The organism is Paracoccus sp. (in: a-proteobacteria), assembly GCF_030536915.1.
GTDB lineage: Bacteria > Pseudomonadota > Alphaproteobacteria > Rhodobacterales > Rhodobacteraceae > Paracoccus.
This window is the reverse complement of record NZ_JAUNPC010000088.1, coordinates 1-11,305: the sequence shown is the minus strand read 5'-3', so window position 1 is coordinate 11,305 and position 11,305 is coordinate 1. Positions and strand designations below refer to the sequence as shown.

The 11,305-nt window shown below is 69.5% G+C and carries 11 protein-coding genes and 1 tRNA gene; 8 read left to right on the top strand and 4 right to left on the bottom strand.

Going from position 1 to position 11,305, the window contains the following annotated elements:
- From Q4F04_RS12745 to Q4F04_RS12735, 3 genes are all read left to right on the top strand, one after another.
- The coding region (locus Q4F04_RS12745; protein ID WP_303370197.1) for an ABC transporter ATP-binding protein at nt 1-681 on the top strand (681 nt) is incomplete at its 5' end.
- Between the two features lie 23 nt (nt 682-704).
- On the top strand, nt 705-1,922 hold the full coding sequence (locus tag Q4F04_RS12740; protein WP_303370196.1) for a phenylacetate--CoA ligase family protein: 1,218 nt from the start codon (nt 705-707) through the stop codon (nt 1,920-1,922).
- Nucleotides 1,923-1,975: 53 nt separating this feature from the next.
- Nucleotides 1,976-3,364, top strand: a complete 1,389-nt coding sequence (locus tag Q4F04_RS12735; protein WP_303370195.1) for a peptidoglycan-binding domain-containing protein — start codon at nt 1,976-1,978, stop codon at nt 3,362-3,364.
- 247 nt (nt 3,365-3,611) lie between these two features.
- Here the strand turns inward: Q4F04_RS12735 and ykgO are convergent, their stop codons facing one another.
- Nucleotides 3,612-3,737, bottom strand: coding sequence for a type B 50S ribosomal protein L36 (gene ykgO / locus Q4F04_RS12730; RefSeq protein ID WP_036700801.1), 126 nt, complete (start codon nt 3,735-3,737; stop codon nt 3,612-3,614).
- Between the two features lie 82 nt (nt 3,738-3,819).
- Nucleotides 3,820-3,894, bottom strand: a tRNA-Val gene (locus tag Q4F04_RS12725).
- 147 nt (nt 3,895-4,041) lie between these two features.
- Between Q4F04_RS12725 and Q4F04_RS12720 the strand changes: the two genes are divergently transcribed.
- Nucleotides 4,042-4,917, top strand: coding sequence for an N-formylglutamate amidohydrolase (locus Q4F04_RS12720; RefSeq protein WP_368660728.1), 876 nt, complete (start codon nt 4,042-4,044; stop codon nt 4,915-4,917).
- A 17-nt stretch (nt 4,918-4,934) separates the two neighbouring features.
- The gene (locus Q4F04_RS12715; protein WP_303370194.1) at nt 4,935-5,339 is read left to right on the top strand and encodes an NUDIX hydrolase; all 405 of its coding nucleotides are present in this window, start codon (nt 4,935-4,937) and stop codon (nt 5,337-5,339) included.
- 23 nt (nt 5,340-5,362) lie between these two features.
- Here the strand turns inward: Q4F04_RS12715 and Q4F04_RS12710 are convergent, their stop codons facing one another.
- Nucleotides 5,363-6,088, bottom strand: coding sequence for a hypothetical protein (locus Q4F04_RS12710; RefSeq protein WP_303370193.1), 726 nt, complete (start codon nt 6,086-6,088; stop codon nt 5,363-5,365).
- A gap of 39 nt (nt 6,089-6,127) precedes the next feature.
- On the bottom strand, nt 6,128-6,826 hold the full coding sequence (pyrF, locus tag Q4F04_RS12705; protein ID WP_303370192.1) for an orotidine-5'-phosphate decarboxylase: 699 nt from the start codon (nt 6,824-6,826) through the stop codon (nt 6,128-6,130).
- A 155-nt stretch (nt 6,827-6,981) separates the two neighbouring features.
- Between pyrF and clpB the strand changes: the two genes are divergently transcribed.
- From clpB to Q4F04_RS12690, 3 genes are all read left to right on the top strand, one after another.
- The gene (clpB, locus tag Q4F04_RS12700) at nt 6,982-9,606 is read left to right on the top strand and encodes an ATP-dependent chaperone ClpB (protein ID WP_303370191.1); all 2,625 of its coding nucleotides are present in this window, start codon (nt 6,982-6,984) and stop codon (nt 9,604-9,606) included.
- A gap of 117 nt (nt 9,607-9,723) precedes the next feature.
- Nucleotides 9,724-10,593 carry a protein-methionine-sulfoxide reductase catalytic subunit MsrP gene (gene msrP, locus Q4F04_RS12695; RefSeq protein ID WP_303370190.1) on the top strand — a complete coding sequence of 290 codons (870 nt, stop codon included), beginning with the start codon at nt 9,724-9,726 and terminating at the stop codon, nt 10,591-10,593.
- Nucleotides 10,593-11,210: a sulfite oxidase heme-binding subunit YedZ gene (locus Q4F04_RS12690; RefSeq protein WP_303370189.1), complete on the top strand. Its 618-nt coding sequence runs from the start codon at nt 10,593-10,595 to the stop codon at nt 11,208-11,210. The genes msrP and Q4F04_RS12690 overlap by 1 nt, the downstream gene beginning before the upstream one ends.
- The last annotated feature ends 95 nt before the right edge of the window (nt 11,211-11,305 follow it).

Genomic DNA, 11,305 nt, shown 5'->3' with positions numbered 1-11,305 from the left:
GCGGGCAAGACCACGACGCTGAAGGCCGTGTCCAACCTGCTGAAATCGGAACGCGGCGAGGTGACAAAGGGCGCGATCACCTATCGCGGCGAGAATGTCACCGATCTCGACCCCGCCGCGCTGGTCAAGAAGGGCGTGATCCAGGTGATGGAGGGCCGCCACTGCTTCGAGCACCTGACGGTCGAGGAGAACCTGCTGACCGGCGCCTATACCCGCAGCGACGGCGCAGCGGCGGTGAAGCGCGACCTTGAAATGGTCTATGAATATTTCCCCCGCCTGCGCGAACGGCGCAGATCGCAGGCCGGCTACACCTCGGGCGGCGAGCAGCAGATGACCGCCATGGGCCGGGCGCTGATGAGCCGCCCCGAAACGATCCTGCTGGATGAACCCTCGATGGGCCTTGCTCCGCAACTGGTCGAGCAGATCTTCCAGATCGTCAAGAAGGTGAACGAGGGCGAGGGCGTGACCTTCCTGCTGGCCGAGCAGAACACCAACGTGGCCCTGCGCTATGCCCATTACGGCTATATCCTGGAAAGCGGCCGGGTGGTGATGGACGGCGAGGCCGCCGCCCTGCGCGAGAACCCCGACGTCAAGGAGTTCTACCTCGGCATGGCCGAGGAGGGGCGCAAGTCCTTCCGCGACGTGCGATCCTATCGCCGCCGCAAGCGTTGGCTGGCCTGAGCCACCTTTCAGGGAAGATTTCCATGAGCAATTACGACGACCTGGAAACCCGCAGCGCCGACGAGCGCGAGGCCGATCTGGCCAGGGCGCTGGCCCGGGCGATCTCGAACGCGCAGACGGCGCCGGCGCTGGCCCGGGCGCTGCGCGACGTGGAACCCGGCGAGGTGCGGACACGGGCGGACCTGGCCCGCCTGCCGGTGATCCGCAAGGCGGAACTTTCCGAGGCGCAGAAGAAGAAGCCGCCCTTCGGCGGCTACACCACCCGCCACCCGCACGAGTTCCACCATGTCTTCCAGTCGCCCGGCCCGATCTACGAGCCGGGGCGGGTGGATGCCGACTGGTGGCGGCTGGGGCGCTTTGCCTTCGCGGCGGGGTTGGGCAGCGCCGACATCCTGCAGAACTGCTTCGGCTATCACCTGACGCCCGCGGGGATGATGTTCGAAAGCGCCGCCCGCGCCGTGGGCGCGGCGGTCCTGCCGGCGGGCACCGGGCAGACGGAACTGCAGGTCCGCGCCGCCGCCGACATCGGCACCACGGCCTATTCGGGAACGCCGGATTACCTGAAGGTGATCCTCGACCGCGCCGACGAGATGGGCGTGGAACTCGGCTTCAAGCGCGCGCTGGTCTCGGGCGGGGCGCTGTTTCCCTCGCTGCGGCAGGCTTACGCGGACCGCGGCATCGCCACGCTGCAATGCTATGCCACCGCCGACCTTGGCCTGATCGCCTATGAATCCGAGGCGATGGAGGGGATGATCGTGGACGAGGGCGTGATCGTCGAGATCGTCCGCCCCGGCACCGGCGATCCGGTCCCCGAGGGCGAGGTGGGCGAGGTCGTCGTGACCACCCTGAACCCCGACTATCCGCTGGTCCGATTCGCCACCGGGGATCTCTCGGCGGTGATGCCGGGGGAAAGCCCCTGCGGGCGGACGAACATGCGCATCCGGGGCTGGATGGGGCGGGCCGACCAGACCGCCAAGATCAAGGGGATGTTCGTGCGTCCCGAACAGGTCGCCCAGCTTGTCGCCCGCCACCCCGAGGTGTCACGCGCCCGTGTCATCGCCGACCGGGCCGATGAAATGGACGTGATGGTCGTGCAACTTGAAACCCTTGGCGAAAACCCGGCGCTATACGAGGCATCGGTGCTCGATGCACTCAAGCTGAAGGGCCGGGTCGAGCTGGTCGCCCCTGGATCGCTGCCGAACGACGGCAAGGTGATCGAGGATCGGCGCAGCTACGGCTGAAACGGCCCCTGACAAGGGGGACCAGCATGGTCGCAAAAGGGTTGAAGGGGCGGATGGCCGCCCTTGTGATGGCGGCTTTGGCGGCGGGCCTGGTGGGTGCCGCGCCCGGCGGCGGTGCGATGGCGCAGGTGATCCCGCCCGACGCGCCCGCCAGTGCCGAGGATGACGCGCTGTGGCGGCTGGCGCAGGGGCGCGGGACGGCGGACGCCTACCGCAACTACCTGTCCACCTTCCCCAATGGCGCCTTTGCGGCGCAGGCGCGGGCGCGCCTGGGGCAGTTGCAGGCGGGCTCGGCCCCGGTCGCGGGCAGCCCGCTGCCGCCGGTGCAGCAGCCAGCCTCCACCACCGCCCCGGCAAGCCCGGCTCCTGCGCAGCAGGCACCGGCACCCGCGCCCGCTCCTGCCGCCGCCAGCCTTCCGGCGGCACCGCCCGAGGCGGTGCAGGCCGAGGCGGCGCTGGCGCTGACGCTTGAGGACCGGCGGGCGATCCAGTCGCGGCTGACGCTGCTGGGGCATGACACGCGCGGGATCGAGGGCACCTTCGGTTCGGGCACCCGCCGCGCGATCGCCGCCTGGCAGACGGGCCGGGGCCTTGCCCCGACCGGCTACCTGACCGCCGCGCAGGCGCAGGAACTGAAGACCGCGCCTGCGCCCGCCGCGCCGCCCACGACGACCACGCCGGCGACGGGCGCCACCGCCGGGACCGAGGCGGCGCTGGGCCTGAGCGCGACGGAAAAGCGCATCATCCAGTCGCGCCTGACGCAGCTTGGCCATGACACGCGCGGGATCGACGGCGCCTTTGGCCCGGGCTCGCGCCGCGCCATCACCGCCTGGCAGGCGGCGAACAACCTGCCCGCGACGGGCTTCCTGAGCCGCGCCGATGCGGATGCGCTGCTGAACGCGGGCACCACCCCGGCCGGGCGGGTGCTGACCGAGGAAGAGCAGGCCCAGCGGGCCGAGGCGGCGCTGAACCTGACGCGCGAGGACCGGACGGTGGTCCAGCGGGCGCTGGTGGCGGCGGGCCATGACACGCGGGGGGTGGACGGCACCTTCGGCTCGGGTTCGCGCCGGGCGATCCGCGACTGGCAGGCCGCGCGGGGGGTGCCCGCGACGGGCTACCTGACGGCCGAGCAGGTCCGGCTGTTGAAGGGAGAGGCATCGGCGGCATCCCCCCCCGTTCCGGCCACCCCGGCGGCGCCGGTCGTGGCCGGGCCGGGGGCTTCGGCCGAGGACGAGGCCGGGCTGGGCCTGACCGAGCTTGCGCGGGTCGAGGTGCAGGCGCGGCTGAGCGCGCTGGGCTATGAGCCGAACGGCGTCGACGGGCGATTCGGGCCGGGCACGCGGCGGGCGATCTCGGCCTGGCAAGGCGACAACGGGCTGGCGGCGACCGGCTTCCTGAACGCGGACCAACTGGCCCGGCTGCGGGCGCAGCGGGGGAGGTGAGAGGGAAGGGAGCGGCGTGATGGTGCATGCAGAGCACGCACCCTACGAAACTCTCGGGCGGTCGCCGGGACGGTCGGGGCCATCATTCCTGCGGCGGCTGCATCTTGCGCCGCCCGAGCCGCGCCTTCGCCCCGCGCCCCTTGCGCGAAGACCGGCCCTCAAGCCGTGCAGGCAGTCCCCTGGAAACGGAAAACGCCCGCAGCGCGGGGCTGCGGGCGTTCGGTCTGTCGGACCTGGCCGGGGGCGATCAGCCCTGGCGCGCCTTGAAGCGGCGGTTGGTCTTGTTGATCACGTAGATGCGGCCCTTGCGGCGCACGATCTGGCAGTCCCGGTGACGCTCTTTCAGCGAACGCAGCGAGTTGCGAACCTTCATCGGTTTTCTCCCTCTTCGCGGCGCTCGCATCGCGCCTTGAAACTGAAATGCCCCCGGTGACATGCCGGGGGCGGCGATAGAATGGTGGGCGGTACTGGGATCGAACCAGTGGCCACTACGATGTCAACGTAGTGCTCTACCGCTGAGCTAACCGCCCTTGCCAGCCGGACCCGCCCTTGCGGAACGGAATCGCGTTGGTCCGCGTGTCTATAAGGCCCGCGCCCGCGCCCCGCAAGTGCCCTTTTTCAGCCCGCGCCCTTCGGCTATACAGCGGGCTTGCAACGATGATGAGAGGCCCGCGCCGATGATCCCGATGCCTGCCCCTGACGGTCCGACCTTTGACATCGCGCGGCCGGCCGACTGGGTGGGGGGCGTGATCTTCGCCTCGCCGCATTCGGGGCGCGACTATCCCGGCTGGTTCCTGGCCGAATCGATGCTGGACCCGCATGCGCTGCGCTCGTCCGAGGATGCCTTCGTGGACCGGCTGATCGCGCCCGCCGTCGCGGCGGGGGCCGTCACCCTGACGGCGCGGGTGCCGCGCTGCGTGGTGGACCTGAACCGGGGCGCGGACGAACTGGACCCGGCGGCGATCGAGGACGTGGCCTCGCGCCGCGCCGATCCGCGCATCCAGTCGGGGCTGGGGGTGATTCCCCGCGTCGTGGCGCAGGGCCGGGCGATCCGGCGCGGCAAGCTGACCCTGCCCGAGGCGCGGCGGCGGATCGACGCGCTGTGGCGGCCCTATCACGCGGCGCTGGAGGGGCTGATGGCCGAGGCGGTGGCGCGGCATGGCCGGGCGGTGCTGATCGATGTCCATTCCATGCCGCGCGAGGCGCTGCTGCACCTGCATGCGCCGCCGCCCGACATCGTGCTGGGCGACCGCAACGGCGCCTCGGCCAATCCCGCGATCAGCGAGGCGGTGCATGGCGCACTGATCCGCGCCGGGTTCCGGGTGCGCCGGAACTCTCCTTTCGCGGGGGCGCATGTGGCGGCGGCCTACGGGCGGCCGCTGCGGGGCTGCCATGTGGTGCAGATGGAGATCGACCGCTCGCTTTACATGGACGAGGCGGCGATCCGGCCGCACGGGGGCTTTGATGACCTTGCCCGCCGGCTGGGCGCGGTGATCGCGCATGTCGCGGCGCTGCCCCTGGACGGCACCGGGCTGCCGCTGGCCGCCGAATGAGGGCCGGGCCGGGCGGGATGCGGTGGAGCGGGGCCAAGCTGGTGCTGACCTGCGGCGACAGCCTGCTGGTCCTGCGCCGCGACGACATCCCCACGATCAACTGGCCGGGGGCCTGGGACCTGCCGGGCGGACGGCGCGAAGGCGACGAGCCGCCCGAGGATTGTGCCCTGCGCGAGCTTTTCGAGGAAACCGGGTTGCGGCTGGACCGGGCGCGGCTGCGCGGCCATGCGCGCGAGCTGCCGCACCGGCCGGGGCGGGCGGGCTGGTATTTCCATGCCGAGATCACCCCCGAGGAGGCCGCGGGCGCGACCCTGGGCGACGAAGGGGCCGAGCTGCGACTGATGCCGGTGGCCGAGTTCGTGGGGCACCCGGACGCGGTGCCGCATTTCCGGGACATCGTGCGCGAGATGCTGGAGGGGTAAGCGGTGCGCGCAGAGCACGCACCCTACGGGGGCGTGCCTGCGGCGACGGCGCGGACCATGGGGCGCATGGCGTCGCCCTTGACCATCCACGAGGTCGCGAAGGCGAAGGTGGCGATGGTTTCCAGCCAGAACACCGGGCGCAGCGGCAGAAGCTGCGTCTTCACCGGCTCGGGCGACAGCAGGATCAGCCCGATCAGCGCCAGCGCCGCAAGGATGATCCAGCCGCAGGCGCGGTAGATGCGGTTGCTTGCGGTCTTCTCGGCGTCGGGATGGTCCCCGCGGACGAACAGCACCAGGCAGAACATCGCCAGCGCCCCGAAGAACAGCGCGGCCCCCAGCCAGTGCAGCGTGCCGGCGAGCGAGAAGCCGATGACGCATTGGCTGAGCGTGCAGGCCACGGGCTCGGCTGGCGCGGTCGGGACCAGCGCCACGGCCAGCGCCCCCAGCGAGGCCGCGCGGCCGGCCATCAGGTCGCTCAGCCATTCGCCGGGGCGGGGGCGGTAGCCCTCGTAGCTCCACAGGAAGACGGCGATGGCGCAAAGGGTGCCGACGAAGACCTCGCGCATAGGGGAATAGTAATAGGCCGAGATGCTGGGCCGCAGGCCTTGGCCGAAGATCACGCTCCACAGGACGAGGACGGTGGGAAGGAAATAGCCCAGAAGCCCGATGGCCCGCCTGACCCGCAGGAAGGACAGCACCAGGTCGTTGTCGGATCGTTCCGCATAGCCGTGGAAGTCGCCGTCCCGCATCGCCTCTCTCTCCCACGCGCCCCGGGGAGGATCAGGCTATCACGATTCTCGCGGGGGGTGAGCGATTTCCGCAAGGATCGCCTGCGCCGCAGCGCGGGGGTCCGCGGCCTGCCAGACCGGGCGGCCGACGACGATGTGATCGGCCCCGGCGGCCAGCGCGGCGGCGGGGGTTTCGACGCGCTTCTGGTCGCCGGGCGCCGCGCCTGCGGGGCGAACGCCGGGGGTGACGATCAGGCGCGCGCCGGGCAGGGCGCGGATCGCTGCCGCCTCGCGCGGGCTTGCGATCACGCCGTCGGCCCCGGCATCGAAGGCGCGGGCGGCGCGTTCGACGGTCAGGTCGTGCAGCCCGCCCGCCCGCATCAGCCCGGCGTCGAGGTCGGCGCGGTCGAGCGAGGTCAGGATCGTCACGGCGAGGATCTTCAGTTGCGAGCCTGCCGCGCCCTCTTTCGCGGCGCGGACCACATGGGGGTCGCCGTGGACGGTCAGGAAGTCGAGGTCGAAGCGGGAAAGGCCGCGCACCGCCGCCTCGACCGTCGCCCCGATGTCGTAAAGCTTCATGTCCAGGAAGATGCGCTTGCCGTGGTCCTGTTTCAGTTCATTGGCCAGCGCCAGCCCGCCCCCGGTCAGCATCCCCAGCCCGATCTTGTAGAACGAGACGGCATCCCCCAGCCGGTTCGCCAGTTCCAGCCCGGCCAGCGCGTCGGGCAGGTCCAGCGCCACGATCAGTCGGTCGTCCATGATGGCCCCCCTGCCAGCGGAATCGGGGGCTTTTCGCATGGAAACCCGCGACTTGAAACCCTGCCGGGCGGCGCACATCTTGTCTGCAAAGACCCGCAAGGGACCGTGCCATGACGGGCGGTCCGAGGGCGGGGGCTGAAAAGGAGATTTTGCCGATGGACATGGAAAAGTTCACGGAGCGGTCGCGCGGGTTCCTGCAGGCCGCGCAGACCATCGCGATCCGCGAGAACAACCAGCGCGTGCTGCCCGAGCATCTGCTGAAGGCGCTGATGGATGACGATCAGGGGCTGGCCGCGAACCTGATCACGCGCGCGGGCGGCGATGCCGCGGCGGTGCGCCGGGCGGTGGACGAGACGGTCGAGAAGCAGCCCAAGGTCTCGGGCGGCGATGGGCAGGTTTATGTCGATACATCGCTGGTCCGGGTGATGGACGAGGCGCAGAAGATCGCAAAGCAGGCGGGCGACAGCTTTGTCCCGGTCGAGCGCGTGCTGATGGCGCTGGCGATGGTGAACACGCGGGCCAAGGACGCGCTGGATGCGGGGAAGGTTTCCGCGCAGGCGCTGAACGCCGCGATCAACGACATCCGCAAGGGGCGGACGGCTGATTCCGCCAGCGCCGAGGACACCTATGAGGCGCTGTCGAAATATGCGCGTGACCTGACGGAAGCGGCGCGCGAGGGCAAGATCGACCCGATCATCGGCCGCGACGAGGAAATCCGCCGCACCATGCAGGTGCTGTCCCGCCGCACCAAGAACAACCCGGTGCTGATCGGGGAACCCGGCGTTGGCAAGACCGCCATCGCCGAGGGCCTCGCGCTGCGGATCGTGAACGGCGACGTGCCGGAAAGCCTGCGCAACAAGAAGCTGATGGCGCTGGACATGGGCGCGCTGGTCGCCGGCGCGAAATACCGCGGCGAGTTCGAGGAGCGGCTGAAGGCCATCCTGAACGAGATCGAGAGTGCCGCAGGCGAGATCATCCTCTTCATCGACGAATTGCACCTGCTGGTCGGCGCGGGCAAGACCGACGGCGCGATGGATGCCGCGAACCTGATCAAGCCGGCCTTGGCGCGGGGCGAGTTGCATTGCGTGGGCGCGACGACGCTCGACGAATACCGCAAGTATATCGAGAAGGACGCCGCGCTCGCCCGGCGCTTCCAGCCCGTGCTGGTGCAGGAGCCGACGGTCGAGGACACCATCTCGATCCTGCGCGGCATCAAGGAGAAGTATGAACTGCACCACGGCGTCCGCATTTCCGACGCCGCGCTGGTGGCGGCGGCGACCTTGAGCCACCGCTACATCACCGACCGCTTCCTGCCGGACAAGGCCATCGACCTTGTCGACGAGGCCGCCAGCCGGCTGCGGATGGAGGTGGATTCCAAGCCCGAGGAACTGGACGCCCTCGACCGGCAGATCCTGCAGATGCAGATCGAGGCCGAGGCGCTGAAGAAGGAAGACGACGCGGCCAGCCGCGACCGGCTGGAACGGCTGGAAAAGCAGTTGTCCGACCTGCAGCAGCAGTCGGCGGAACTGACCGCCCGCTGGCAGGCCGAGCGCGACAAGCTGGAAGGAAGCCGCCACATCAAGGAGCAGCTTGACCGCGCCCGCGCCGAGCTTGAGCAGGCCAAGCGCGAGGGCAACCTCGCCCGCGCGGGGGAGCTTTCCTACGGCATCATCCCGGGGCTGGAGCGGCAACTGGCCGAGACCGAGGGGCAGGACGACGGCCCGCTGGTCGAGGAGGCCGTGCGCCCCGAGCAGATCGCCGAGGTGGTGGAACGCTGGACCGGCATCCCCACGTCCAAGCTGATGGAAGGCGAGCGCGACAAGCTGCTGAAGATGGAGGAGGTGCTGGGCAAGCGCGTGGTGGGCCAGTCCGAGGCCGTGACCGCCGTGTCGAACGCCGTCCGCCGGGCGCGTGCGGGGCTGAACGATCCCAAGCGTCCGCTGGGCAGCTTCCTGTTCCTCGGGCCCACCGGCGTCGGCAAGACCGAGCTGACCAAGGCCATTGCGCAATACCTGTTCGACGACGATTCCGCGATGGTCCGCGTGGACATGTCCGAGTTCATGGAAAAGCACTCGGTCAGCCGCCTGATCGGCGCGCCGCCCGGCTATGTCGGCTATGACGAGGGCGGCGTGCTGACCGAGGCCGTGCGGCGGCGTCCCTATCAGGTGATCCTGTTCGACGAGGTGGAAAAGGCGCATCCCGATGTCTTCAACGTGCTGCTGCAGGTGCTGGACGACGGCCAGTTGACCGACGGGCAGGGGCGGACGGTGGACTTCAAGAACACGCTGATCATCCTGACCTCGAACCTCGGCGCGCAGGCCCTGAGCCAGTTGCCCGAGGGGGCCGAGTCGTCGGCCGCGCGGGCCGAGGTGATGGCGGCGGTCCGGGCGCATTTCCGGCCCGAGTTCCTGAACCGGCTGGACGAGATCATCATCTTCCACCGGCTGAGCCGGGCGAACATGGACGCGATCGTGGACATCCAGCTTGTCGGGCTGGAGCGGCGCCTGGCGGACCGCAACATCACCCTGGACGTGGACCCGGCCGCGCGCACCTGGCTGGCCGACGAGGGTTATGACCCGGTCTTCGGGGCGCGGCCGCTGAAGCGGGTGATCCAGCGATCCCTGCAGAACCCCTTGGCCGAGATGCTGCTGGGGGGCGAGGTGATGGATGGCCAAACCGTGACGGTCACCGCCGGTCCCGAGGGGCTGATCGTCGGCGACCGCGTCAGCGCGGGGGTGCAGGGTGGCAATGAGCGCCCGGCCGACGTCGTGCTGCAATAAGCGGATCGGTCCCGGCCTTCACGGGCCGGGGCCTTTCCCTTGCCGGGAACGTGATGGCAGGGGCAGGATCGTTGAAGCTCCCACCCGCGTTTCTGCGACGCTATAAGGGGAAATGCCATGAAGCTGTCCTGGTCCGACGTCACGCCCGAGGCGCTGTTCCTGAACCGCCGCGCCTTCATCGCGGGTCTGGGCGTGGCCGCGGCCGCCCCCGCGCTGGCGGCGGTCGAGGAGCCCAACAGCTTCGAGCAGATCACCAACTACAACAACTTTTACGAATTCGGCTTCGGCAAGACCGATCCGGCCGAGAACGCGGACCAGCTTACTACCGACCCTTGGGCGGTCGAGATCGGCGGGCTTGTGGACCGGCCCGGCAGCTATTCGGTCGCCGACCTCGCACCCGAAAACGCGGTCGAGGAACGCCTCTACCGCCTGCGCTGCGTCGAGGCATGGAGCATGGTGATTCCCTGGCTGGGCGTGCCGCTGGCGCGCGTGCTTGAAAAGGTGGGCGTGCAGCCCGGTGCGCGATTCGTCGCCTTCGAGACTCTGCTGCGTCCCGAGGAAATGCCCGAACAGCGCCGCCGCAGCATGGACTGGCCCTACCGTGAGGGGCTGCGGCTGGACGAGGCGATGCATCCGCTGACGATTCTGGCCACAGGGCTTTACGGCAGGCCGATGCCCAACCAGAACGGCGCCCCGATCCGGCTGGTGGTGCCGTGGAAATACGGCTTCAAGTCGATCAAGAGCATCGTGAAGATCACCCTGACGGACAGTCAGCCCGTCACCACATGGCAGGCGATGCAGCCGCGCGAATACGGCTTCTATGCCAACGTGAACCCAGCTGTGGACCATCCGCGCTGGAGCCAGGCGACCGAGCGGCGCATCGGCGCGGGCCTGTTCGGCGGCCGGCAGGATACGCTGATGTTCAACGGCTACGGCGATCAGGTCGCGCAGATGTATGCCGGGATGGATCTGGCGCGGGACTATTGATGGACCGCATCCGCCGCCTGCCCACCGGTGTGGTCTGGGGCCTGGGCGCGCTGCCGCTGGTGCTGCTGGTCTGGGATACGCTGGAGGGGAACCTTGGGGTCGATCCCGTCCGCGACATCGAGCATCGGCTGGGCCGCACGGCGGTCTATTTCCTGCTGGCCTCGCTTTGCGTCGGCCCGCTGCTGCGGATGGCCCGTGTGAACCTGATGAAGTTCCGCCGTCCGCTGGGGCTGCTGGCCGCCAGCTATGCCGGGCTGCACCTGATGGCCTGGGCCGTGCTGGACATGGGACTGCTGTGGCCGCAGATGCTGAGGGACATCGTCAAGCGGCCCTATCTGACCATCGGCATGGGGGTGATGCTGATTCTGCTGGTGATGGCGGCGACATCCTCGAACGCGGCGATTCGCCGTCTGGGTCCGGTCCGCTGGCGGGCGATTCACCGCTGGGTCTATCTCGCGGCGCCCTTGGCCGTGTTCCACTGGCTGCTTGCCTACAAGATATGGCCCGCAAAGCCGCTGGTGATTCTGGCCGCGGTGGCGATTCTGCTAGGACTGCGGCTGCCTTGGCTGCAGGAGCGGTTTCGAGCGGCCCCAAGAAGATCAGCAAAATCAGCATGATGAAGGTTTTTTGACGGCGAGGTGAAACTTTTTGGAAGAATCCGCTTGCCCCCGTCATGATCTCCCCCTAGATACCGCTTCACCGAACGGCGGGG